The following is a 22,077-nucleotide window of genomic DNA, read 5'->3' on the forward strand; positions in this document are numbered from 1 at the left end:
GTCAATGCTCCCGCTGGCCGAGATAGACCCGCTTCACCGCCTCGTTCTGCCGGACCTCCTGCGGCGTTCCTTCGGCGAGAAGTTCTCCGTGATGCAGCACGAGGATGCGATCGCTGATCCCGAGCACCAGCTTCATCTTGTGCTCGACGAGGATGACCGTACGCTCCTTTGCGAGCTTCACGATCAGATCCATCATGGTCCGGGTTTCCTCCGGGCTCATGCCGGCCGTCGGCTCGTCCAGCAACAGCAACCGGGGTTGGCTGGCAAGTGCCATGCCGATTTCCAGCGCCCGCTGCTCGCCATGGGCCAGCGTCTTGGCGGCACGTTCGCGAGATTCCCACAATCCGATCAGGGCAAGCAGCTCGTCCGCCCGCTCGACCAGCTCGGTCAGGCGCGCGCGGGGACGCCAGATATCGTACCTCGACACCAGCGCCTGCAGACCAACGCGGATGTTTTCACGGGTCGTGAGCTGCGGAAACACGCTGGTGATCTGAAAGGACTTTGCGATGCCCATATGCGCAAAGCGGTGCTGCGGCAGGCCGGTGACATCCTTCCCCTCGAATTCAACGCTGCCTTTTGTGGGCGCAAACGCGCCGCACAGCAAATTGAAATAGGTGCTCTTGCCGGCCCCGTTCGGACCAATAATGGAGGTGATCGCTCCCCGGGAAAACTCCGCCGAGATATCGTTCAGCGCGACAAACTTCCCGAACGTCTTGCCGACGCCCCTGGTGCGCAGAATGATTTCCTCGGTTTGGCGTTCCGAGGCGCTCATCGCCTGCCTCGCGCGATCAGTGTGCCCCAGATGCCGGCGGGGAAGAACAGCACGCAGGCAATGAAGATAGCGCCAACGATCAGTTGCCAGTGAACCGTCCACACGGAGACCACGTTCTCCAGGACGAGGAAGACGGCGGCGCCGATCATCGGTCCGAAGAACGTTCCCATACCGCCCAGCAATGCGATCATCACGACCAGGCCCGACGTCTCGTAGTGCAGGATCTCGATCGGAACGATCGACAGATGCAGCGCCTGCAAGGCTCCCGCGAGGCCGCAGAAGCCGCCTGACAAAACGAAGGTCAGCAATCGGGTCTTGGTGACGTCATAGCCTGACGCGCGGGCGCGCATCTCATTCTCCCGCACGGCTTCAATGACGGCGCCAAATGGCGAGGCGAGAATGCGCGACATCACGAAAAAAGCGGCAATCACGAAAGCGGCGATAACATAGTAACGGATCATCGGATTGATGAAGTCGAGCCGCAAGCCGAACAGATCGATGGTGCGGACGTTGATGCCGCGGAGGCCGTTTTCGCCACCGGTCAGGTCAACCGCCTGATAGAACAGGTAGTAGACACATTGCGACAGCGCCATCGTCACCATCGCGAAGTAGATGCCGCGGGTCCTGATCGCGAGCACGCCAATCAACGAAGCCATCAACAGGCCGCCGGCGATCCCGGCCGCGATGGCCGCATACCATGGCCAGCCAAAATGCACGATGGCGATGCCACAGAGGTAGGCGCCGGTTCCGAACAGCGCCGCGTGACCAAACGACAGCAGACCGAGATAACCAAACACGAGGTTGAAGCCGACGGCGTACAATCCATAGATCAGGATGTTCACCGCGAGGGCCGTGAACGGCATCACCAACGGGAAAATCAGGATCGCCGCGGCCACAATGCTGGCGCGATGGCGCGTTGCGAATTCGTACCAACTGCCCGTCGTGGCATGAGGTTGTTTGACGGATTCGGTGGCTCCGGTCATCCCTGGCTCTCAGCTCATCAATCCGGCGCGGCCGAAGAAGCCTTGGGGACGAACGATCAGGACGATCGCCATCAGGGCAAAAATCGATACCTTGGCCATCTCGGGTGCAAACAGCGAGGTCATGCTGACCACCACACCGACGAGGAGGCCCGCCAGTACGGCGCCACCGATCGAACCCATACCTCCTACGACCGTCACCACGAAAGCCTCGGCCAGAATCGTGCCGCCCATCTCGGGAATGACGCCTTGAAGCGGGGCAGCCAACAGCCCGGCAAAGCCAGCAATCGCGGTGCCTATCCCGAACACGATCAACCAGACCCTGGAAACGTCGACCCCAAGGACGCGGACGATCTGCGGATCGCGCGCGCCGGCGCGGATAATGAGTCCGAAGCTGGTTTTTTCCAGAAACAGCCAGAGCGCCAACAGGACGACGGCCGTCGCGCCGATCACGAACAGGCGGTAGAGTGGAAAATATCCGACACCGATGTTGACGGCCCCCTGCAGAAGCTCGGGCGTATCGAAGGGATAACCGGTCTTGCCGAAGGCAATGCGCACGCACTCGACCATGACATAACTCAGCCCGAAGGTCAGCAGCAGCGGATAATCGATGCCGCGACCGTAAAGCGGCCGGATCAGCACGCGCTCGACGGCAAGGCCGAACAGCCCGATCAGAAGCGGTACCGCCAGCAAGCAGAGCCAGAAATTGCCGCCGATCGAAATCAGGTACAGCCCGACATAGGCGCCGACCATGTAGAATGCGCCATGGGCAAAGTTGACGACGGTCAACATCCCGAAGATCAGCGAGAGGCCGATCGCAAACAGCACGTAGATGGCGCCGAGGGCCAGCCCGGCGAATAGTTGCAGTGCAATCAGGTCAAAGCTCAGGCCCGCCATTTGTCCCCCTCAGCACGACGCGCACCGCCCCGCGGTGCGCGTCGGCGCATGGCTCAGCTCTTGTGGCCAAGGGCGTCGCAGGTACGCAGGTTCTTCTCGTTAGGCTCTTCGGTCGATAGAACCTCGAAGACGTCGGACTCGTTCTTCATGTCCTTGGACTTCGACTTGATCACGAGCACCGATTGCACCGACTGGTGATCGCATTTGCGATAGTATTGCGGCCCCTTGTAGTAGTCGTACTTCAGAGCCTCCAATGCCGCGACGACCTTGTCGGTCTCCACGCTGCCCGCGCCCCTGACCGCCTCGAGCACCGTCCGAACACCGCCATAGCCGAGCGCACCGTAGTCGGTGGGCAATTTGCCGTCATACATCTTGCGGAACGCGTCGTTGAACGCCTTGGTCGAGGCGAACTTGTCCTCGATGCCCCAGAAGAACGAACAGCCGCCGACGACGCCTTCGAATGCCTGAGGGCCCGCCGCAACGCGACTGGCATGGGACAGCAGCGGCGCGATGATCTGGATCGATTTCTTGATGCCGAAGTCGGTTGCCTGCTTCAGTGCGATTTGCTGGTCCCGGCCAAAATTGCTGATGCATAGAATATCGGGCTTCAGCGCCTGGAGACGTGGCAGCAGGGTCGAGAAATCAGTCGTTCCTAACGGATGGCGGATGTCACCGAGATTCTCGATGTTGAATTGCTTGCCGACATCGAGAAAGCCGCGAACCATCTCGTGACCGTAAGCATAGTCCGCCGTGAGAAACGCCACCTTCTTGCCGAATTTGGTGAAGGCGTAGCGACCGACCGCCCCTGACGTCATGTGCGGGTTCAGCGCTTCGTGGAACGTGTATTTGCTGAAATCTGCCGCCTCGTTGATGGCGTCGGACTGGCTGATCGAATTGAAGATGACCCCGCGTTCCTTGGTGACGTTGTTGATCGCGAGCTGAACCGCCGCGGACAGACTGCCGACGACGAAATTCACTTTCTCCTTCTCGACCAATTCCAGGGTCCGCGTCGCCGCCTCACCGGGATTCAGCTTGTCGTCACGCACGACGAGCTCGGCCTTGCGGCCGTTGAGACCGCCGGCATCATTGAACTGGGCGACAGCAAGCTGAGCCGCCCGCACCTGGTCCTGGGCCTCGGCGCCGTATGGACCGGTCAAAGGAACCGGGAAGCCGATCTTGATGGGCGCTTCCTGGGCCCGAAGCAGATTGATGCGAAAAGGCGAGACGGCGAGAACGGCGCCGGCGCTTGCCGTCGTCAGCAGGCGACGCCGTGATATCGATCCAGCTTCGGTGACCTTCTTCGTCATGACTATTCCTCCCCAAGAACTGTCTACGTTTTGCTTATCGTATTATCGTTGCCCGGAACGTCTCCACTCAGATCCGTCCCAAGGCGGTCAGGATAACCTGAGGCGTGAGCGGGATCTCGGTAATTGTTGCGCCAAACGGCCGGAGCGCGTCATTGACCGCGTTGGCAACCGCCGCTGCCGCACCGGCCGTCCCCGCCTCCCCTGCCCCTTTGGCTCCCAGCTCCGATTCCTGCGTCGGAGACACCACGTGGCCGACCTCGATATCGGGCATCTCCCCGGACATCGGGACCAGATAGTCCGCCATATTGGCATTGGTCAGCTGACCGCGTTCGTCGTAGATGCACTTCTCGAACAGCGCCGCGCCGAGCCCCTGCACGACCCCGCCCCGGATCTGCTCGTCGACCAGTTGCGGGTTGATGATGGTGCCGCAGTCTTCGACAACCCAATGCTTCAGCAGCTTAACGAACCCGGTCCCGGTATCGACCTCAAGCCATGAGGCCTGAACGCCATTGGTGAACGCAAAGGGATACTGGCGCGGAACGAAATGCCGGGTCGCCATCAATTCGGGCTGGATGCCGGGCGGCAGGGTGTCGGGCCGAAAATAGACGATCCGCGCCAGCTCGTTCAGTTCGATGCGCGGCGCGCCGTCGTCGGCATTGACGATACCGTTGTCGACGATATCGAGCTCGGCCGGCGTCGATTGCAGAATGGCCGCGGCGACGTTCAGGATATTCCCTCGCAAGGCCTTGGCTGCCTGCAGTGCAGCTTCGCCGCCGATGCCGGCACCGCGCGAGGCCCAGGTGCCACCGCCATAGGGCGTGTTGTCGGTGTCGCCCAGGATGACGCGGACGCGTTCCATCGAAACGCCAAGCACGCTGCCGACGATCTGGGCCGTCAGCGATTCCGACCCTTGCCCCTGTTCCGTGATGCTGGTCTGGCAGATCACCGACCCTTGCGCGTCGAGCCGGACCGCAACGCCATCCTGCGATGAGATTTTCGCGCCGCCCACGCCGTAAAAGGCAGCGCTGGGATTGGTCACCTCGATGAAGCTCGCGATTCCGATGCCGCGATGGACGTTTCTGGCGCGCAAGGCCGCTTGCTCAGCGCGCAACGCGTCGTAATCCATCATCTGACGCAGCTTGGTCAACGAGGCGTGATGCGAGAGCTGCTCGAACTTCATACCCGAGGGTGACGCACACGGATAGGCATCGTCGGCGATCAGATTGCGCCGCCGGATTTCGACGGGGTCCATGCCGATCCTCGCTGCCGCCAGGTCGACCAGGCCTTCGGTGACCGAACAGGCGATCGGGTGTCCAACCGCCCGGTACTGGCACATCACGTTCTTGTTCTGGAAGACGACGCGCGCCCGCGCCCGATAGTTCGCCGTGGCATAGGGCCCACCGACCAGATTGACCACCTGATTGGCCTCGATGGCGCTGGTGCGCGGATACATCGAATACGGGCCGATCCCCGTCAGGTCGTCGATCTCGAAGGCCGTAATCGTACCGTCCGGCCTGACGCCGATCCGTCCCCTGCATCGATGATCGCGGGCGTGGATGTCCGTGTTGAAACTCTCGACGCGGTCCGCCACGAACTTGACCGGCCGGCGCAACAGCTTGGACAGCGCGTAGGTCGCCATTTCGTCGGCGTAGATATGGACCTTGATGCCGAACGAGCCGCCGACATCCTTGCAGACCACCCGGACCTGCGCTTCCCTTAACCCAAGATGCAGCGCCGCGATGTTCTGCACCATATGGGGCGCCTGCGTGCCCTGATAGATCGTGAGCCGTGCCTCGGCCGCATTCCAATCGGCAACGACGGCCCGCGGCTCAAGTGTCACGCCGGTGTGGCGCCCGAATACGAAGTCGGCCTCGACCAGTTCGGACCCCGACAATGCAAGATCGACGTCGCCGGCGTCGAGCGTCCGCTCAAAGGCAAGATTGTCGCCGAGCGCGGCATGAATGACGGGAGCTGCCGGGTCAAGCGCAGCTCGCATGTCCGTGACCGCCTCGAGCTCCTCGTAGTCGACTGAAATATGCTCCATGGCATCTTCGGCTGCAGCACGGCTGGTCGCCACAATCGCTGCAACGGCCTCGCCCTGCCAGCACACGCGGTCGACCGCGATCGCGTGCTGCGGCGCGGACTTCAGTCCCTTCAGGTGCGAGAGCACCCCGACCCACGGCTTGATGACCGCTTCAAGTTCACGACCCGTGACGATGGAAACGACACCGGGCATGCGCCTTGCCGCGTCGGCGTCGATCGCTGCGATTTTGGCGTGGGCATGTGGCGACCGTAGAAAAACCACATGCGCCATCCGCGGCAATTCGAGATCACTGACATATTGGCCCCGCCCCTGCAGCAACCTGTCGAGGTTCGGCCGCGGTACGGTCTTGCCGATGTAGGAATTCGGGCGATCAAGCACCGAAAGCGCGTCTGCTGGCGCCCGCGTCACCGTCATACGCCCCGCTCCGCGCGCGTGATGGCTGTCGCCTCAACCGCATCAACAATGGCCTGATAGCCCGTGCAGCGGCAATAGTTGCCGGAAAGATGCTCGCGGATTGCTCGACGATCAGGCACGGACACGTGCTTCAGCAGGTCCTGCGCCGTGATCAGCATCCCAGGCGTGCAATAGCCACACTGCAATGCATTGCGCTCGCGAAATGCCGCCTGAAGATCGGCTATTTCACCGCTGTCAGACAGCCCCTCGATTGTCTCAACTGACGCGCCCTGCGCCTGGACCGTCAGCATCAGACAGGAGCGAACGATCTCGCCATCGAGTTGGACCGTGCAGGCACCGCAAACGCCGTGCTCGCACCCAACGTGGGTTCCGGTCAGTTTGAGATTTTCCCGGAGGAAATCAGCAAGATTGAGCCGCGGCAAGACGAAGGCGTTGATGGGTTCGCCGTTGACCAGAAGCGAGACCGGCACCGGAGCGTTCACTTGCCGACTCCCGTTTCCAGTTCTGGCCGTGCGAGCAATGCTGCCACGCAGCGCCGGAGCAAGACCGTCGCGAGGTGTCGACGCATGGCCGCGGTCGCCTGCTGGTCCTCCTGTGGATCGAGTTCATCGGCCAATGCGGCCGCCGCCTCTGCGAGCAAGGCGGGAGTTACCGTGGCATCGATCAGTTTGCCGGCGGCCGCTGCGAGCAATGGCCGATCGCCAACAGCAAAGAAGCCGAGCCGAAGAGCTGAGAACCCGCCGGCTGCAACAACAGCACGGGCGGCGAGACCAACGACAGCGTAGTCGCCATGCCGCCGGGCAAATTCCTGAAAGAAAAATGTCGAGCCTTGGCCTGCGACCGGCACCTCGACCGCGACAAGCAGCTCGTCCGGCAGCAGCGCCGTTTCGTAGATTCCCTTGAAAAACTCCGTCGCAGTAATCCGGCGTTCGCCGGCCGAGCCCCGAACAACGATCGTGGCGTCAAGCGCCACAACACAGGCCGGCAGCTCCGAGGCAGGATCGGCGTGAGCGAGGCTACCGCCGATCGTTCCGCGATTGCGAATTGCGGGATGGGCAACGTGGGCAACGGCATCGCGCAACAGCCGCGCGTGCAGTGCAACCTCCGGCGATCTGAGCAGATCGACGTGCCGGGTCAGCGCGCCAATGACCAGCACGTCTCCCCTCACGGTGATGCCGCGCAACTCGGCGAGGCCGCCGATATCGACCAGAATGTCCGGAGACAGGAGCCGCAGGTTCATCGCCGGCATCAGGCTCTGACCACCCGACAGAACCTTCGCCTTGTCGCCGTGCATGGCGAGCAACTCCAGCGCGTTCACGACGCTGGTCGCGCGGGCGTAGGCGAAAGCCGCGGCTTTCATGTGGGCGTGGCCTCCCGGGCCCAATTTTGGTTTGCCCGATTAGAGGGCCGCCCTCTTCAAAGGTCAAGCTTGTTTATCGAGTGATTATTTGTGCGGCAGGGCTTGTCTTCGCCTCGGGAAGGCCGCAGGTTCCTTGCCAACAAAAGTTCAAATCGCGGGGAGGCGGATCATGAAGCTCGGTTTTTTTACGATGCCGATCCATCCTCTCGACAAGGATTGGCGGCAATCGCTACGGGAGGATCGCGAGGCTTTTCTGCTCGCGGATGAGCTCGGGTTCACCGAGGCGTATGTCGGCGAGCACGTCACCGACAAGGCCGAGAACATCACCTCCAGCATCGCCTTCATTGCCTGGCTCGCAGCCGCAACCAAGCAGATCAAGCTTGGAACCGGCACCATCAACATGCCAAACACGCATCCGGCAGCAGTCGCAGCGGCTGTCGCCATGCTTGATCACATGCTTGACGGCCGTTTCATACTTGGAATCAGTCCTGGTGGATTGCTGTCCGACGCGGAAGTTTTCGGCAATCTCGATGCCGACCGTAATGCCATGTTCCTCGAGGCCATCAATCAGGTTCTTGATATCTGGGCCGGTAAGCCGCCCTATGATTTGCAGGGCAAATATTGGAACATCTCGGTCAAAAGGACTCTGATCGAGGATATCGGCCAGGGAGTCGTCGCTCGCCCCTTGCAGGCCCCTCACCCGCCAATCGTGGTGACCGCGGTTGCGCCATTCTCAAAGGGCGTCACGGAGGCGGCGGCGCGCGGCTGGGATCCGATCTCGGCCAACTTCCTGCTGCCGGCCTGGGTGAAGAGTCACTGGCCGAAATATGTCGAGGGTTGCGCGCGCGTGAACCGGGCAGCCGAGCCCGCCAATTGGCGTGTCGCCAAGAGCGTGTTCGTGGCAAGGGATGCAGCGACCGCGAAGGCCTATGCCACGTCGCCCGACAGTCCGTACGTGTACTATTATCACCAGTTGTTCACGAAGCTGAAGCGCAGCGGCCGGCTCGAGTTGTTCAAGACGCGACGGGATCAAGCCGACGCTGAGGTCACACTGGAATCGATCTGCGACAAATTGATCATCTACGGCACGCCCGAAAGCGTGGCTGACCAGTTGCTGGCGTTCCAGGAAGAGATTGGCACCTTTGGAACCCTGCTTTACGCCGGCAAGGATTGGAAAGATCGCGAGCTTGGCCGTCAATCGATGATCCTGATGGCCGAGAAGGTCCTGCCGCGGATCAATGCCACCGCTGCCGGATCATCGACGTGAAGGAGGTTCGACATGGCCTTTACTGATCGCATTCCGTACCAGGCGCAGGTCGACCGACCGAAACTGACATTACCTGACGGCAAGAAGCTTGCCGTGTGGGTTATCCTCAATGTCGAGGAATGGAGCATCGAGAATGCGATGCCACGCACCGTGCTGAGCCCACCGATGGGCCAGCCCCTGCTGCCCGACGTGCCGAACTGGTCGTGGCATGAGTACGGCATGCGCGCCGGCTTCTGGCGACAGTTCAAAGCCCTCACCGATCGAAAGATACCGGTGACGCTGGCTGCGAACGCCAACGTCTGCAACAGCTATCCGCGTGTGGCGTCGGCGGCGCGCGAGGCGGGATTCGAATTCATGGGACACGGGTTTGTTCAGGGCCCGATGCACAAGGTCGAGAACCAGGCGGACGCAATCAAGCGCGCGGTCGACACGATTGCTGGATTTACCGGCAAGCCGCCGCGATCATGGGAAAGCCCGGGCCTGACCGAAACCGAAGAAACGCTCGATCTCCTGCGCCTCAACGGGATCGAATACGTGGCCGATTGGGTGATTGACGATCTCCCCCAGGACATCGCCACGCCGCACGGCACCGTGACGACGATTCCCTATTCGGTCGAGACCAACGACATCGTCATTCACGCGCTGCAACACCTTCCGTCGGAACAGTTCCTGACGCGCTGCACTGACCAGTTCGATCGGCTGTACCTTGAGGGCGCAGAGAATGCGCGGATCATGGCCATCTCGGTGCATCCCTACATCACGGGCGTGCCGCACCGTATCAAGTACCTGGAGGCCCTGCTCGACTACGTCATCGGCCATGACGGCGTCGCCCTCATGACGGCAAGCGAGATCGGGGATTGGTATCGGGGTCAGATGGCGACAATGTAGCGCGGGTCAGCCGACGACCTTGATCGGCGCCCGTCGACGATCGGTCGCGCTCTCGGCCATCCTCTCAAATCCCGCGAGGAAGATATCCAGCGCATCACTGATCATCTGCGCCTTGTCCTCGAGGACAGGCGCTTCGTAGATGTACTTGCGTACGCCATAATAGAAGATGCCGCCGTGAAACACCCAGGCCAACTCGAGTTCTGCGGCGCTGGGCCTGCCTTGCGTCGCGAGGCCGGCGTCGTGGCGGCATTCCCTGAGAATGCGCGTCAGGATCTTGTCCTTGACCATGCCAACATACCAGCGATTGATATCGAGGCCCTTCAGGCCGGAGTAGAGATAGATCCGGAGCCATCTTCGGTTGAAGATCGCGTCGGTATAGATTTCGTAAAATTCCTGGAGCCGCACGCGGAGCGGACGTGACCGATCCGAGAGCACCTTCTCCCAGCCGATCTCAAGCGGTTCGAGATATACCTTGCGGTAGACCTCCTTGATGAGATCGTCCTTGCTCGGAAAGTAGCGGTAAAGCAGCGGCTGCGTCACGCCGAGCTTGTGAGCAAGGGCGCGCGTGCCGCCGCCAAATCCCTCCTCCGCAAATAGCTCGGTTGCCTTGGTAACGAATTCACTGCGACGATCGACAGCTGATAGTCGCCTCTGCTTGGCACGAACACGCTTGACGGGCGTCTTTCGATTCATGATGTCTCGTCACCACCGTCAACCTGGAACCGGCCAAAACCTCCGCGCGCGAACAACAGCGGACTGTTCCAGTTATAGGCGTAGGCTTCCACCGCGCCCAGGAAAATGACGTGATCCCCGCCATAGTAGCGGTTGGCGGCACGGCATTGGAAATTCGCGACCACATCGGCAAGCACGGGAGCATTCCCGAGACCCGGCGTCCAGCTCACACCCGCGAACTTGTCATCTGACGATCTGGCAAACTGCATCGCCAACGCCTGTTGCGACGCGTCCAGAACGTTGACCGTAAAATGGCTGGCGTTCTGGAAGATCGGCAGCCCCTGCGAAAACATGCCCAGGCTCCACAACACCAATGGCGGGTTGAGCGACACCGATGCAAAGGAATTACAAGTAATTCCATACGGCCTTCCTTCAGCCGACATCGCGGTGACTATCGTCACACCTGTTGCGAACGTACCGAGCGCATTGCGGAAATCACGGGGATCGATCGACGAACTATCGCTTGCGAGCTCACTGGCGGGATCCAGCGGATGTTTGGGCGAGTCGGACATCCGGCTTACCTCAAAGCGTCAGGTTTTCAGACGGCAGCCCAAGAGCCACCCGCCCGTAATTGGTGCCCGCCGCGTCGAAATTGAACGCGAGATGCGAATTCACCGCATGCGCGTCGCGGAATTGGCGCTGCAACGCTCCCGAGGTGAACAGGCTGCGTGCGCCGCCCGCCGCAAATAGAAGAGACACCGCCTCGGTGCACAAATTGACCGCGAACGCACCGTCGCGCCGAAGCTTCGTCTTCGCTGCAATGCCCGGGATATCGCCACGCCGGACCTCCGCAAGCGCCTCAACGCAGTTCGTGCGCATGATCAGCCGCGCGGCATCTATCTTCGCCGACGCCTCGGCGATCTTGATCTGTGTGCTTTGCAGGTCCCCGATCTTGGCCCGGTTATATGTCGAAGCGCGGTGTCGCGCGATCTCGACATAGTCATCAAGGCAAGCCTGCGCATTTCCCAAACCAACCCCTGACAACACATAGGGAAACAACGAAAACACCGGAAGCATGTAGAGCGCATTCGGATTGACGATACTGCCCGGCGTCGCACCTCCCGCAAGATCGCTGACGGCAACCGTCATATGCTCGGGAACGAATGCGTCGGTTACCCGCACGTCGTTCGATCCCGTTCCGCGCAAACCAGCCGCATTCCAGGTGTCGTCGATGCTGTAGTCCCGTCTGTTCAACAGGAATAGCCGATACTCGACACCATCGGCCTCATCATCCGAGGCGACCACGCTCGCGAGCATGTTCCATTCGCAGGATTCCACCCCGGACGAAAACGGCCAATGACCACTCAGAACATACCCGCCGCCGGCCTTCCTCGCACGACCTGCCGGGAAGACAAAGGAGGACGCGATCAGCGCATCCGGATCCTCTCCCCATACCGCGCTCTGCGCTTCGGGCGCGAACATAGCCAGCATCCAGTGGTGACTTGCAAGGTTGGCAAAATTCCAGGAGACCGAGGCGTCTCCCTGCCCGAGGGCATCGGCACAGTCGACCAGCGCAACATAGTCGAGCTCGCTGCCTCCGACGCGCTTGGGTTGCAGGATCCGGAAAAGGCCGCTATCAAGCAAATCCCGCTCGGTCTCCGGCGGCAATCTGCGCAGCTCTTCGGTCCGCGATGCCCGCTCGCGCAAAGCCGGAACAAGTGCCCTGGCTCGTGCGACCATGACCGAATAGCGATCCATATCCGGGCCTGGCTGTACCTTCGTGTCGAGCCCGCGGCCAACCTCAACCATGGTCTCTTCCTTCGTTCGATCTCCAAGACGTTTGCGCGTGTGATCGAGCCGTTAACTCAGTTTATCGATCGATCACCAGAGATCAAGACGCGCAAGCCTGCATTCCGCCAATTCAAGGCTCAGGATCCACGACTGCCGCCGGGCGCCCATTTGAGGAAACGCTTCCAGCGATGCTTCGTTCGCACTGCACAGACGCATTCTAGCATCCCCACGCCCAAGATTCGATGCCCGTTACGACCGCGGCTTGCCAAAGGGAGCTATCCATGGCCAGAAACGCAAAAAAGCCCGGTGGCCGAAGCCACCGGGCGCTCCACGTCATCGATTGTTCGCAACAACCCGAACCGCGTTGCAGGATTTAGACGAGCTCCTTCCGCCAGTACAGCGTGTGCTGCCATGCCCAGGGCGAGACAGGTTCGAAGAGCCGATACCCCTGCCGGATAAAATTATTGGCCGAGAAGATGTTGTCGGTGGTATCCGAAACGATCGCCTTCCAGCCGGCACGCCGCGCTCGTGCTTCCAGCGCGCGAGTAAGCCGCACCTGCAGGCCGTGGCCGCAGTGCGGCATCACGACGCCAACGCGGCACAGATATCCAGCATTTGTAACATGGGTTGAAGGAACGACACCCGCGAATGCGATTGGCTTCGCTCCACGGAACGCAATCCACCAATACCCTTGCTCGAAGTCCGGTACACGGGTCCCGTCGCAGAATATCAGCTGATGAAGCTCGGCGAGCGAGTCCGCCATCGCTTCGTCCTGGGTTTCGACCTCGCGTATCCGGTACATTCCTGCGCCTCAATAATTCTGTTGTCCGGCAAGGCGCCCAGATCTATGTCCAAGGACATCGATCGGCTCCGCGCTCTGCGAGTCATTTTCCGAGCGTGGCCTTGATGCCCAACCAAACGGCTCCGAGAAAACCGGTGGCAATCACAGTGATCACCGCCTTGAATGTATAGGTTTGCGCCTGCTCGACACTTCGTCGCCACCGCCGGAGGTGCTGAAAATCGGCGCGCAGCTCGCGTCGGTCTCCCTCTTCAAAGCCGAATGAAGTCAAAACAGTCGCAATAGTCTTGACCACCACGGCGTCGATATCGCTTCGTCGTACCCGATCTTGCTCAATCAACGTTTCCATCACGATCGCTTTGACATCAGCTTCGTGCATGCGGTCACCGTCGAAGAATGCGCGCGACATTCTCGAACGTGCGCTTTCCAAAATAGAAGCCCATGATCATGCCAGCCCAGGTGCTTACGTCTCCCGCGAGTTGCGGCGTCGTCCCAAGACCGAGAACCTTGTCCCACACGACGCACTTCGCGTAAAAAGTAAGAGTGACATAGAACGCCAACTTCTCTGGCTCCCAGGGATGACCGATCTCGGCGAGCTTGAGTTGATTCTGCGCCTGCGCCTCGGCCGTCTGGGCTGCGATCTCGCTTGCAGCGAGATCGGCCGCGATCCTGCTCTCAATGTTTCCAGCCTTCAGCTTGGCCTGATAAGCATCGATCAGGCCCTTGATGACGGGACCACCAAGGAATGAAAGAATAGCCATCCACATGGATCAGTTCTTTCCCATCGACCGCAGCCGCGCGACGATCGTAATGGTCGAGATTCCGATCATGGCGTAGGCCAGATATCGCGGGTTGTTCTTCAGAGCCTCCATGATCTGGGCCTTGAGATCAGGATCGCCGAAGGCAGATGCGATCGGATCAAGCCACTGAAAGACGGTCCCAAGACCGGTCAGGAAGAGGCCCCAGGTCACCGTCACAGATCGTCCGGCCAGCGCCCAGGCCTTGCCCCAGAACGTATCGGCCTCATCGTAAAAGGATTTGAGGGCTGGAATCGCGTGCAAGACCGGCCGCAGCACAATGAAATACGCGCAAAGCAGTCCGGGCAAGGTCAGGAACAGCCAGAGCATCATCATTTCCTTCCGAAAAGAGATCTGAAGAGGTCAACAAAAAGGCTCCGAGGGAGCCTTTGGCGGGAGCGTGGATCGATGGAGTGCCCGGAGGCGGCTTTGGCGCTGGCGAAGGCGCCGTTCCTGCCGGGGTAATCTTCGCCCCGGTGAAGGTGATGGTCGGATCGAGTTGCATCATCGCCGCCAACAAGCCGGCGCAGCCGAGTTGCTGATCCACGACGCTCGAGTCGAAGACCCCATCCCGAACATATTTACCCGAGACATACTGATCGGTGCCGGACCAGATGTAGGGCGACGGCCTGCCCCGAGCGGCATAGCCGAGCCCGTTATATTGCTCGAGCATGGTCAGCGTGCCACCGATCGACCAGTCCCTGTTTCGGGCAGCGAAGGGCGCACATTTGACCAGCGCGTCATAGGCGCCGTCTTCCGAGGTCTTGAACGGCCCCCTTCCCTTCGGAACATGGACAGAGACGCTTCCGAGCGGGTCGCCCTGCCCAAGCTGGGTGTTCCAGCTCTGTGAAGCCTCCCGCTCATGGGCGACCGCGATGAAGAACCAGGGCACGCCAGTCCTGGCCGACACCGTCTGATACCGAGCTTTGGCCGTCGGAGCGATGAGCCTCTTGGCGGTACCGGAGAAATTCCGGGTCAACTTGGCTTTTGTCCAGCGGGTAGCGTTCGCCGCTCTTAAGGCGTTAACGTCCGTCATAGGTTGCTCTATTAAGGGATGCAGTGGTAGGAAGGCGCATGTTGCGCTGCTTGCCGTGGGTTTTGGTTGCCGTCGCCATCACCGGTTTCGGATGGGCATATGAGCGCGTCAACACGATCAGCAGCCGTGTCAAGGTTCTCAGCATCAAAGTCGATGGTTTGAATGAAACCATCCGCGCAGAAAACAATCGCATCCAAGTCCGGACTTTCGCAATCAAGAGCCAGCTGGCGCAAGCCGACTCCCCGATCGTATTCGTAGGCGACAGTCTTACCGAGGGCGCGCTTCTTCCTACCCAGATTTGCGGTCATCAAGTCGTCAATGCTGGTATCGGAGGCATGAGGGCCGCTTCCTATGCCGATCTGGCGAAGGAATTGTTCGGTCCAATCTTTCTTGTCGTCATTGCGATTGGGACGAACGACGCGACGCTGAACAACGGATCATTTCGAGAAAACTATGAAGCGCTGATTGATGCTATTCCAGCCCAGAAGCGCATTCTCGTTGGCGCTCCAGCTATGGAAGATAGCACCGCTTCCCGAGCTTTTGATCCGAAGCAACTAGAGGTCGACAATCGAACTATTTCCGAGATCGCAGCGGCACGGCATATCCCATATGTAGCTCCAGAAACTTCCGAGGGGCCGAACACAATCGATGGGATACATCTTTCCCGGAATGGCTATAAACGATGGCTCTCGCCGATCTTTGAAGCCGTTGCCGTCGAATGCACTAAATAATTCTCATGATATAGTTACACACAATCGAGGGTTGGACTGTAATGACAGGTGAGCTGCCTGTGTTTGTGGATGTTGCGGTACCAGTCGACGTAATGCTCGCGACTGGGACGATCGATGCACCTTGCTGAAATGCCTGCCACACCTGACTACCCGGACTTCCGCTGAAAGCTGAGATGCCGAAGCCGGTCGATGGAGCGGTCAGAAAAGTAGAACTTGATGTAGTCACTGTTACTGACGATGAAATTTGGGGAATTTGCCCCGCGATCAGCGTTTGCGCCTGCGAACCGCCCGTTCCGCTGAGAGCGAGACTAGAGAAGACTGCTCCCGTGATCCGACCAGCGCCGCCATCTGCTGCAACTGAGGCACGTCCTCGCTTGTCGGGTAGATTGAACGTGGTCGAACCGTCACCTGCTCCATAAAGCGTTCCGACCAGCGCAAACAACGTCGCATAGGTCATGCGCGAGATCGCCTGCCCGACTGGAAAAACAAACGAGCTGTTCGGAGCGGTAGGCGCCCAATAATCCATGCCGGCCGCAAGTGGCACGTTGTATGGATTGCCAAAAAAGCCGTGCAGATACCACACTGCATCAGAGTTATTGTAAGTCGCCGCATAGGGCGTACCCTGGATGATAACTCCGGCCTGCAATTCGACGCCGGGCGCAGTTCTCAACGGACGGTTGCCGAGCCCGTCGACGTTGATGACGGTTACTCCGCCGTTTGTGACGTGCGGCGTGAAGGCAATCATCGTACTGTTCATGTTCGTGAAGGTGTCGAATTGCTGATAGCTAGACAGCGCATAAGATGTGCTGGATCCGGTCGTGACAATCGCGCCGGCGATATCGTCGCGATACTTTGCTGTGGCCGCCATCATCGCGCGCGCGGAGTCATTGACACTCGAAGGCGCCTGCCCCTCCTGCCAATTGATCGAGCTATCTGCGGTTGCATCCGAGGCCGCAACCCGGGACCACTTGTAGAGAGTCATGGTACTTTCCCTTGATGAATTTTTGCGAGGCCAGCTCTCGTCGATGAGCGGCAGCCTCTCCGTTATTCCGCACGACCGAGCTGGAGATATTGGGCGCACGGGCAGGCAGGAGCCCGCGCGATCAGAAGGTTGCGGATCACGCCGATGGGCACGCCGGGGCTTTCCCTGGCTACGGCCTGCGCACGTGCATCGATGATGGCTTCAATTTCGGCACGAAGTTCACTGATACGGCTTTCAATTGGTGGCGTGCGGGCTGGCTTCATCTCTGGTCCTCTCTGGCTGTGCGCTGGACGTACGCTGCAGCGCTTCAAATCGCTTCAGCGCCGCGGCCGCTTCGTTCTGGGCGCGCCGCAACGCCTTGTCGCGACGCGCCTCATGGGCTGCAATGAATATCTGCACATCGTAAGGCAGTGACCGGAAGCGCGTCTTGCGATCGTCCGGCCAGGATCTCGGCGGTTCAATTCCTGCAATATGCGCGATTGCCGCAGCAGCCGGGCCTCCGAGCGTTGGGTCGGCAAGACCCGCCGACACATGCAGTTTCGAGATATCCTGCACCGCCGGCCACAGCCGCTCGACGCCAAGGGATGCACAGTCGACCACGAACCGGGCAACGACGGCTGGCGCTGCGGGATACGGAACCGCGCCGTGCAACTCACACCAGCGAACAAATATTGGTGCGGCACGCAAGCGAGCTTGCGCGAGCGTTGCCAACACAGGATTGACCATCGCCCGCTTCAGCGCTTCGCCCTGCGCAACGCATGATGGAGATCGGTCATCCTGCGCCGCAGCTCCTGAAGGCGCACGTGGCGCCGAAGGCTATGCGAACCCGAATTGATCTCTCCGGCGAGCTCCGCATCGAGCCTGTCCAGGGCGGCCACGCGCTTGCTCAATCCATAAAGGGCAAAGTTGTCGGCGATCTCGCTAACGGTAGCGGGCTGGCCACAGGCCTTTTCCGTGATGGATTCGGCTTGCTGGAGAAAATCTCGATCGTCTGTCATCTGCGAACCTCAGGCTCAAGACCGCAAGAAAATCGGGAGGCCGACCGGCAACTGTCGCATCGGTTGTCCACTAACCAATCCGCTCGCAATTGATAAACGCGGGAGGCCCTTATCCGCACTTCCACCGTTCGTCGGCATCGGCGAACCAGAACTCCCTTGCGGATGCCGCCTGAGTTCGCCATCACCGCCGGGTAACCGAAACGAAACTCCGATCTCCCTTGGATCTCGACTTGTCGATAGTGGGCTTGGCGGCGAGAATGGACCGTGGTCAGGATCAACGTAAAGCCAGTCCTTGTCCGGAGCTTGCGGGGTCAATCCCGGAGGAAGCTCGATATGGTCGATCGGCGATTCACGGCCGATGCGCTTCTTGATTGCGTCGGCATATTTCCCAAGATCTGAGAGCAGTCCGCCCAGAATGTCCGATGGATCATCGATCTGACCGCGCAAGGCCGCGATCGAATCGATGTAGCCATCCACAGCGTCAGCGCGGGCTTGATTATCCTTCTGCACGCCATCGGGATAATAAGCCTGATCGCCGACGATAAGATCGGACAATTGCCCGCGAACGATGTCATAGACCCGCCGCCGATCCGCCTCGTTGATCACCGTCCTCGGATTGAGTGGCGCAAGGTATTTCCTCTCAATTTCCGCCATCCTGTTTCTCCATATTGGCTCTTACAATGCATGCGACCCCGATGCCTCGGAAGGTCAGACCTTCGGAGCCTGCGGCCAGTTGCTTGGAAGAACAATGTCGGCGGCTCAGCCGGCGATCTCTAATCCGCCTGAGCGAATCTCAGGAACAGGGTGCCGATGTGGAAATTCACAACGAACTCGTTTCCCCTGCGCTGGTGCCCCTCATAGACGGTAAGGCCGATCAGAGAACCAGTGTCACGCGACACCGACGTCGTGCCGCCATAGAAGAAGCAGCAACCCGGTTGCGCACCGTGAATCGCGATCTTGGCCTTCTTGTCGCGTTCAAAGAAAGACAGCTTGATCGAGATCAGCTGAGTCTTGAACTCGATATTGCAAGTCGTTTCAGTATTGCACTTGTCGACAATGCCGGTTTCCTGGCGACCTCCGACATCAAGCGCGTAAGCAACTGCGTAGTCACCTGCACGTGCGGCTGGCACGAGTAGCAACCAGAAGATAGCAATGACCAGCAAGGCTGCCCATCTCGGCAACGTCGAGCTCAAATTTGAAAATTCGCCTTGCATGGCATTCCGTCAAATTCGGCAATCGAAGTAGAACATACAGAGAACATTGTCAAGGTTGACGAGCCTACCGTAGTCGGTGCGCTTCACCGCCTGGCACCTCTTCGCGCATGATAAAGCGCTACCGCATCCTTGATATCGCCAGTGCTCGAAAGCCTTGCATTGAGCGCTCGAAGATCCACGTTCTCGCGCTCGCCACGCGATGCCGCGGCGCCCGGTCGCTGCACCGGCGGAAGCGGTCTGGTGGTGACGGCATCCTTCGCCTTCATCATCAGGCGATATTTTCCCGCGTCATACATCATCCGCTGAAAGGTGGCGTTGCGCATCAGCGGCTCGGTGTTGAGCAAATACGTCAACTCGGAAGCCTCGAGTCCACTCGCCTTGGCCGATGCGATGATCTCCTGCATCACGGCGCGCTGGGTTTCGACGGGCTCTCCTTTCAACATCGCATCAAACCGCGCGTCCTCTGATTTCGCGTGAGCGCGAAAAGAGTGATACGCGGCTTCAGCCTGCCGTTGGCTCTCCTGCTGACGTTGTGCAAGAAGCTGGTCCGTTGCCGCGATCGCGCTCTGAACGCGCGCAAATTTGGCCGGCTCGTGCCGCGACATCTGCTCGAGGACGCCAGGCAAGGTCTCGAGCGGGATGCCGACGAGCTCGGGAAATTGATTGATGAAGCTCGCCTGCGCGATCTGCGTCGCACCGGTAAGGGCATCAAGATAGCCCTGGCGGACTTTGTGCGTCTCTGCGATCTCCTCGTCGATCGCCTGGCGCACTTGCGGGTGCTCCAGAGCTCTCGCTAGCGCAGGATCGAGCCCTTCGTTGAAGTTGACGTCTGTGTCGGCATCTTGCGTCCTCACGTCGCCGTTGCTTCGCCCGGCCTCCGCGACATCGGCTTCAGACAGATCTAAGCCGTAGAACTCGGCCGCCTCCGGGTCGCTTGCGAGCGCCTCCATGCGCAGTGCGTCAACCCGCTCGGCCAATCGTTCGGCGTCTTCGCCGTCGGCGATCAGTTTCTCGGCCGCGACGGCAGCGGCGTAATCGCGGCTGGCACGCCGCAACGTTACCGCTTCGTTCGCCGCCGCCGGCTTCCCCTCCGCGTCCCGATATTGCCGGACAACTACGTCCTCAGACTGCTCCGAGATCTTCTCTGCGGCCTCGCGAAGCGATGCATTGTCGCTCCCGATCGGCTCCTCTTCGTCCGCTCTGCGATCCGGCATCGGCTTGTAGCCTGCCACTGCCAAATCATGGGCAGCGCCCGTAAGATCGTTGCTGGGTTCATCGGCCATTGTTCAGACCTCTCCTCCGCAGGTAAGCGCCAGGGCTTCGACCGGGCGCAACCCCCAGTGTTGGCGCCTCTTGATTGTCGGGAAACGCAGGGGCGGTTCGACCAGTCTGCTCGACCGAACGCTGGCCGGTGTTAAATCCCGTCAAGCCGTTGGCAAGAGCCGCGAATGGATTACCTAGCGGGGTATGAGCCCAACTCTGAAAGCCGGCATTCAATCGATCACCCAATGTGGGAGCGGCGACCGGCGCGGAAGGTTCCGCGCGGCCGAACTGCGGCATCCAGTAATCCCCAATACGCATGTTGAGCGTCTGCCCATCGTCGCGCGGCCAGCTCGACGGCGTTTGAGGCGCCCCCGGTGCGCTCGGTCCATCTGGCGACGCTGTGTCGCGGTTGCTTGCCGGTAGACCCGAACTCCCGGCGCCGGGGACCGGTGGGAAAGGCGAGCCCTGCGCGGGCTGGTCGAAACTCAACTGCGGCTGCAGGGAGACCAGCCGACCATACAATCCTCCAGCCGGATCGAAAAGCCTCGGATCAAAGCTCAAATAATCGTCAAGCAATCCCATCAGCACACCTCGCCGAGCTTGCGAGAGGTTTCCGTCGCGGCGTGATAATCGACAGCCTTGTAGCCATTGATGTCCAGGACGGCATGCGGCGCGGTCCGTTCCACATCCTGCGCCATCAGGCCGATGTGGTAGGCCGGCGCTCCCTTGTAGCGATAGCTGTAGACGGGCGTCCCATCGAATAGCGTGCCGACGGGTGCGATATCTTCCTTCAGCCGCATGTCGGACGGCGTGAACTTGAACAGGCTGCCGATGCCGTTGGCGATCGCCCCAAACTGCTGTGCCCCGGACATCTGCTGGGTGGTGTTCGTCGTCCCATTGCTCTGCTGGCCGAGTTGCGCGATCGGCACACCGATCTGGGCGAGCAGGCTCAACGCTTGCACCGGAATGCCGCGGCGCTGCGCCTCCTCGGCCAACGTTGCGTTGGCGCCGTAGTTCTGGGCATCGAGCGCAGATTGCGCGGCCGAGACGCCCTGCCCCTGGTTGGTGAGATAGTTCTGCTGCATACCGCTCAGCGTATTCGCAGTGGTGTTGCCGGCTCCGTAGAGCGCGTTCGCCGCATTAAACTGGTTGGTGACATCCTGGTTGTACTGTGCCGCGATCACAGGCGCCTCGGCCGCAGCGACCCCGCGCCCATAAGCCATCTGGTTGGCGCCGCTGAGGTCGCGGCCGGCCGCCGCGAACTGCGAATTGATGCTGTTGCCAACATCGCTCTGTATCTGCGCCAGCTGAGCGGTTAGCGCCGGATTGTTGCCGATCATGCTGCCATTGGCATACGGCGTGAGCTGCCGCTGTAACGTGGCAAGATTATCTTGCACGTTTCCGGCCTGCGCATTCGCGCCGCCGCCGTTCAAAAGCGATTGTGCGTATCCTCCAACCTGTCCCGCGTAGGGATTCCCCGACGCGGCATTGCCCTGGAGCGTATTGAGCGCGCCGCTCTCCGCTGCCGTCAGCCCTGTGTTGTTCAGGCCCGTACCGAGCTGGTTGAGAATGCTTTGCAGCATCGGTTGCGCAGCTGCCCATGGGGTGGTCTGCGATTGTTGTGTTTGGGTCGATGAGGATTGTCCACCCATCAGGTGCTCCTGAGATCAATGATTGTGTTCAGCCTATAGGTGCGAGGCGCGACGTGGTGCGCAACGATGTCGACGGCGAGACCAGGTCGCGAACCGTTGCCGACCAGTACCCGTGAAAGCGCGGCGCCGCGAATTCCGCTATGATGGTGGTGGCTACGTCGTCCTGTGTCGCATCACGTCGTGAAGCAAACGAAGAAGACCTCCCGCGCTTTC

26 protein-coding genes are annotated in these 22,077 nt (G+C 60.4%); 3 read left to right on the forward strand and 23 right to left on the reverse strand.

What is annotated here, in order from left to right; all coding sequences use genetic code 11:
* Nucleotide 1: 1 nt before the first annotated feature.
* From ACSKB9_RS10400 to ACSKB9_RS10430, 7 genes are all read right to left on the reverse strand, one after another.
* Nucleotides 2–772 (reverse strand): ABC transporter ATP-binding protein, encoded by a 771-nt coding sequence (locus ACSKB9_RS10400; protein ID WP_438080143.1) that lies wholly within the window; start codon nt 770–772, stop codon nt 2–4.
* Nucleotides 769–1,755, reverse strand: a complete 987-nt coding sequence (locus tag ACSKB9_RS10405) for a branched-chain amino acid ABC transporter permease (protein ID WP_057020513.1) — start codon at nt 1,753–1,755, stop codon at nt 769–771. The genes ACSKB9_RS10400 and ACSKB9_RS10405 overlap by 4 nt, the downstream gene beginning before the upstream one ends.
* 9 nt (nt 1,756–1,764) lie before the next feature.
* Nucleotides 1,765–2,649, reverse strand: a complete 885-nt coding sequence (locus tag ACSKB9_RS10410; protein ID WP_038377831.1) for a branched-chain amino acid ABC transporter permease — start codon at nt 2,647–2,649, stop codon at nt 1,765–1,767.
* 53 nt (nt 2,650–2,702) lie between these two features.
* Complete coding sequence (locus ACSKB9_RS10415; RefSeq protein ID WP_438072956.1) at nt 2,703–3,956, reverse strand: ABC transporter substrate-binding protein; 1,254 nt, start codon at nt 3,954–3,956, stop codon at nt 2,703–2,705.
* A gap of 67 nt (nt 3,957–4,023) precedes the next feature.
* Nucleotides 4,024–6,414, reverse strand: a complete 2,391-nt coding sequence (locus ACSKB9_RS10420) for a xanthine dehydrogenase family protein molybdopterin-binding subunit (RefSeq protein WP_438072957.1) — start codon at nt 6,412–6,414, stop codon at nt 4,024–4,026.
* Nucleotides 6,411–6,896 (reverse strand): (2Fe-2S)-binding protein, encoded by a 486-nt coding sequence (locus tag ACSKB9_RS10425; RefSeq protein WP_438072959.1) that lies wholly within the window; start codon nt 6,894–6,896, stop codon nt 6,411–6,413. The genes ACSKB9_RS10420 and ACSKB9_RS10425 overlap by 4 nt, the downstream gene beginning before the upstream one ends.
* Nucleotides 6,893–7,774, reverse strand: coding sequence for an FAD binding domain-containing protein (locus tag ACSKB9_RS10430; RefSeq protein WP_438072961.1), 882 nt, complete (start codon nt 7,772–7,774; stop codon nt 6,893–6,895). Before ACSKB9_RS10430 ends, ACSKB9_RS10425 begins: the two co-directional genes overlap by 4 nt.
* A 169-nt stretch (nt 7,775–7,943) precedes the next feature.
* Here ACSKB9_RS10430 and ACSKB9_RS10435 point away from each other — a divergent pair, with 169 nt between their 5' ends.
* Nucleotides 7,944–9,041, forward strand: a complete 1,098-nt coding sequence (locus ACSKB9_RS10435; protein ID WP_438072962.1) for an LLM class flavin-dependent oxidoreductase — start codon at nt 7,944–7,946, stop codon at nt 9,039–9,041.
* A 12-nt stretch (nt 9,042–9,053) separates the two neighbouring features.
* The gene (locus ACSKB9_RS10440; RefSeq protein ID WP_438072964.1) at nt 9,054–9,929 is read left to right on the forward strand and encodes a polysaccharide deacetylase family protein; all 876 of its coding nucleotides are present in this window, start codon (nt 9,054–9,056) and stop codon (nt 9,927–9,929) included.
* Nucleotides 9,930–9,935: 6 nt separating this feature from the next.
* Here ACSKB9_RS10440 and ACSKB9_RS10445 read toward each other — a convergent pair whose 3' ends face one another.
* The 8 genes from ACSKB9_RS10445 to ACSKB9_RS10480 all read right to left on the reverse strand — a co-directional run bounded on the left by ACSKB9_RS10445 (nt 9,936) and on the right by ACSKB9_RS10480 (nt 15,024).
* On the reverse strand, nt 9,936–10,622 hold the full coding sequence (locus tag ACSKB9_RS10445) for a TetR/AcrR family transcriptional regulator (RefSeq protein WP_057020520.1): 687 nt from the start codon (nt 10,620–10,622) through the stop codon (nt 9,936–9,938).
* Entirely contained in the window at nt 10,619–11,173 is a 555-nt protein-coding gene (locus ACSKB9_RS10450; RefSeq protein ID WP_438072966.1) for a flavin reductase family protein, read from the reverse strand. The genes ACSKB9_RS10445 and ACSKB9_RS10450 overlap by 4 nt, the downstream gene beginning before the upstream one ends.
* 10 nt (nt 11,174–11,183) lie before the next feature.
* Nucleotides 11,184–12,359 (reverse strand): acyl-CoA dehydrogenase family protein, encoded by a 1,176-nt coding sequence (locus tag ACSKB9_RS10455; RefSeq protein WP_438080145.1) that lies wholly within the window; start codon nt 12,357–12,359, stop codon nt 11,184–11,186.
* A gap of 406 nt (nt 12,360–12,765) precedes the next feature.
* Nucleotides 12,766–13,194 (reverse strand): GNAT family N-acetyltransferase, encoded by a 429-nt coding sequence (locus ACSKB9_RS10460; protein ID WP_438072968.1) that lies wholly within the window; start codon nt 13,192–13,194, stop codon nt 12,766–12,768.
* An 82-nt stretch (nt 13,195–13,276) separates the two neighbouring features.
* The gene (locus ACSKB9_RS10465; RefSeq protein WP_438072970.1) at nt 13,277–13,600 is read right to left on the reverse strand and encodes a hypothetical protein; all 324 of its coding nucleotides are present in this window, start codon (nt 13,598–13,600) and stop codon (nt 13,277–13,279) included.
* Nucleotides 13,575–13,958: a hypothetical protein gene (locus ACSKB9_RS10470; RefSeq protein ID WP_438072972.1), complete on the reverse strand. Its 384-nt coding sequence runs from the start codon at nt 13,956–13,958 to the stop codon at nt 13,575–13,577. The genes ACSKB9_RS10465 and ACSKB9_RS10470 overlap by 26 nt, the downstream gene beginning before the upstream one ends.
* Before the next feature lie 3 nt (nt 13,959–13,961).
* On the reverse strand, nt 13,962–14,252 hold the full coding sequence (locus ACSKB9_RS10475; RefSeq protein ID WP_438072974.1) for a hypothetical protein: 291 nt from the start codon (nt 14,250–14,252) through the stop codon (nt 13,962–13,964).
* Entirely contained in the window at nt 14,215–15,024 is an 810-nt protein-coding gene (locus tag ACSKB9_RS10480) for a hypothetical protein (RefSeq protein WP_438072976.1), read from the reverse strand. The genes ACSKB9_RS10475 and ACSKB9_RS10480 overlap by 38 nt, the downstream gene beginning before the upstream one ends.
* Nucleotides 15,025–15,062: 38 nt before the next feature.
* On the opposite strand from ACSKB9_RS10480, the gene ACSKB9_RS10485 reads away from it, so the two are divergent.
* Entirely contained in the window at nt 15,063–15,755 is a 693-nt protein-coding gene (locus ACSKB9_RS10485) for an SGNH/GDSL hydrolase family protein (RefSeq protein ID WP_438072978.1), read from the forward strand.
* Here the strand turns inward: ACSKB9_RS10485 and ACSKB9_RS10490 are convergent.
* The 8 genes from ACSKB9_RS10490 to ACSKB9_RS10525 form a co-directional block, all read right to left on the reverse strand.
* Nucleotides 15,748–16,737, reverse strand: coding sequence for a phage tail protein (locus tag ACSKB9_RS10490; protein ID WP_438072980.1), 990 nt, complete (start codon nt 16,735–16,737; stop codon nt 15,748–15,750). The two genes, ACSKB9_RS10485 and ACSKB9_RS10490, sit on opposite strands and share 8 nt — an antisense overlap.
* A gap of 62 nt (nt 16,738–16,799) precedes the next feature.
* On the reverse strand, nt 16,800–17,000 hold the full coding sequence (locus ACSKB9_RS10495; protein ID WP_283070018.1) for a hypothetical protein: 201 nt from the start codon (nt 16,998–17,000) through the stop codon (nt 16,800–16,802).
* A complete protein-coding gene (locus ACSKB9_RS10500; RefSeq protein ID WP_438072982.1) occupies nt 16,972–17,463 on the reverse strand; it encodes a hypothetical protein in 492 nt (163 codons plus the stop codon). The genes ACSKB9_RS10495 and ACSKB9_RS10500 overlap by 29 nt, the downstream gene beginning before the upstream one ends.
* An 8-nt stretch (nt 17,464–17,471) precedes the next feature.
* Complete coding sequence (locus ACSKB9_RS10505; protein WP_438072984.1) at nt 17,472–17,735, reverse strand: hypothetical protein; 264 nt, start codon at nt 17,733–17,735, stop codon at nt 17,472–17,474.
* A 15-nt stretch (nt 17,736–17,750) separates the two neighbouring features.
* Entirely contained in the window at nt 17,751–18,389 is a 639-nt protein-coding gene (locus ACSKB9_RS10510; protein ID WP_438072986.1) for a hypothetical protein, read from the reverse strand.
* A 119-nt stretch (nt 18,390–18,508) separates the two neighbouring features.
* Entirely contained in the window at nt 18,509–18,949 is a 441-nt protein-coding gene (locus tag ACSKB9_RS10515) for a hypothetical protein (protein WP_438072988.1), read from the reverse strand.
* Nucleotides 18,950–19,032: 83 nt separating this feature from the next.
* Complete coding sequence (locus ACSKB9_RS10520; protein ID WP_438072989.1) at nt 19,033–20,232, reverse strand: hypothetical protein; 1,200 nt, start codon at nt 20,230–20,232, stop codon at nt 19,033–19,035.
* Between the two features lie 561 nt (nt 20,233–20,793).
* Complete coding sequence (locus ACSKB9_RS10525) at nt 20,794–21,864, reverse strand: tail fiber domain-containing protein (protein ID WP_438072991.1); 1,071 nt, start codon at nt 21,862–21,864, stop codon at nt 20,794–20,796.
* Nucleotides 21,865–22,077: the final 213 nt, after the last annotated feature.

The sequence above is a fragment of the Bradyrhizobium sp. BR 1433 genome (assembly GCF_051547665.1).
GTDB lineage: Bacteria > Pseudomonadota > Alphaproteobacteria > Rhizobiales > Xanthobacteraceae > Bradyrhizobium > Bradyrhizobium australafricanum.

What these genes read in the sequence shown, in the direction of transcription:
- ACSKB9_RS10400 (WP_438080143.1), bottom strand. Translation starts at nt 772, where the DNA reads ATGAGCGCCTCGGAACGCCAAACCGAGGAAATCATTCTGCGCACCAGG.
- ACSKB9_RS10405 (WP_057020513.1), bottom strand. Translation starts at nt 1,755, where the DNA reads ATGACCGGAGCCACCGAATCCGTCAAACAACCTCATGCCACGACGGGC.
- ACSKB9_RS10410 (WP_038377831.1), bottom strand. Translation starts at nt 2,649, where the DNA reads ATGGCGGGCCTGAGCTTTGACCTGATTGCACTGCAACTATTCGCCGGG.
- ACSKB9_RS10415 (WP_438072956.1), bottom strand. Translation starts at nt 3,956, where the DNA reads ATGACGAAGAAGGTCACCGAAGCTGGATCGATATCACGGCGTCGCCTG.
- ACSKB9_RS10420 (WP_438072957.1), bottom strand. Translation starts at nt 6,414, where the DNA reads ATGACGGTGACGCGGGCGCCAGCAGACGCGCTTTCGGTGCTTGATCGC.
- ACSKB9_RS10430 (WP_438072961.1), bottom strand. Translation starts at nt 7,774, where the DNA reads ATGAAAGCCGCGGCTTTCGCCTACGCCCGCGCGACCAGCGTCGTGAAC.
- ACSKB9_RS10435 (WP_438072962.1), top strand. Translation starts at nt 7,944, where the DNA reads ATGAAGCTCGGTTTTTTTACGATGCCGATCCATCCTCTCGACAAGGAT.
- ACSKB9_RS10440 (WP_438072964.1), top strand. Translation starts at nt 9,054, where the DNA reads ATGGCCTTTACTGATCGCATTCCGTACCAGGCGCAGGTCGACCGACCG.
- ACSKB9_RS10445 (WP_057020520.1), bottom strand. Translation starts at nt 10,622, where the DNA reads ATGAATCGAAAGACGCCCGTCAAGCGTGTTCGTGCCAAGCAGAGGCGA.
- ACSKB9_RS10450 (WP_438072966.1), bottom strand. Translation starts at nt 11,173, where the DNA reads ATGTCCGACTCGCCCAAACATCCGCTGGATCCCGCCAGTGAGCTCGCA.
- ACSKB9_RS10455 (WP_438080145.1), bottom strand. Translation starts at nt 12,359, where the DNA reads ATGGATCGCTATTCGGTCATGGTCGCACGAGCCAGGGCACTTGTTCCG.
- ACSKB9_RS10460 (WP_438072968.1), bottom strand. Translation starts at nt 13,194, where the DNA reads ATGTACCGGATACGCGAGGTCGAAACCCAGGACGAAGCGATGGCGGAC.
- ACSKB9_RS10465 (WP_438072970.1), bottom strand. Translation starts at nt 13,600, where the DNA reads ATGTCGCGCGCATTCTTCGACGGTGACCGCATGCACGAAGCTGATGTC.
- ACSKB9_RS10470 (WP_438072972.1), bottom strand. Translation starts at nt 13,958, where the DNA reads ATGTGGATGGCTATTCTTTCATTCCTTGGTGGTCCCGTCATCAAGGGC.
- ACSKB9_RS10480 (WP_438072976.1), bottom strand. Translation starts at nt 15,024, where the DNA reads ATGACGGACGTTAACGCCTTAAGAGCGGCGAACGCTACCCGCTGGACA.
- ACSKB9_RS10485 (WP_438072978.1), top strand. Translation starts at nt 15,063, where the DNA reads ATGTTGCGCTGCTTGCCGTGGGTTTTGGTTGCCGTCGCCATCACCGGT.
- ACSKB9_RS10490 (WP_438072980.1), bottom strand. Translation starts at nt 16,737, where the DNA reads ATGACTCTCTACAAGTGGTCCCGGGTTGCGGCCTCGGATGCAACCGCA.
- ACSKB9_RS10495 (WP_283070018.1), bottom strand. Translation starts at nt 17,000, where the DNA reads ATGAAGCCAGCCCGCACGCCACCAATTGAAAGCCGTATCAGTGAACTT.
- ACSKB9_RS10500 (WP_438072982.1), bottom strand. Translation starts at nt 17,463, where the DNA reads ATGGTCAATCCTGTGTTGGCAACGCTCGCGCAAGCTCGCTTGCGTGCC.
- ACSKB9_RS10505 (WP_438072984.1), bottom strand. Translation starts at nt 17,735, where the DNA reads ATGACAGACGATCGAGATTTTCTCCAGCAAGCCGAATCCATCACGGAA.
- ACSKB9_RS10510 (WP_438072986.1), bottom strand. Translation starts at nt 18,389, where the DNA reads ATGGCGGAAATTGAGAGGAAATACCTTGCGCCACTCAATCCGAGGACG.
- ACSKB9_RS10515 (WP_438072988.1), bottom strand. Translation starts at nt 18,949, where the DNA reads ATGCAAGGCGAATTTTCAAATTTGAGCTCGACGTTGCCGAGATGGGCA.
- ACSKB9_RS10520 (WP_438072989.1), bottom strand. Translation starts at nt 20,232, where the DNA reads ATGGCCGATGAACCCAGCAACGATCTTACGGGCGCTGCCCATGATTTG.
- ACSKB9_RS10525 (WP_438072991.1), bottom strand. Translation starts at nt 21,864, where the DNA reads ATGGGTGGACAATCCTCATCGACCCAAACACAACAATCGCAGACCACC.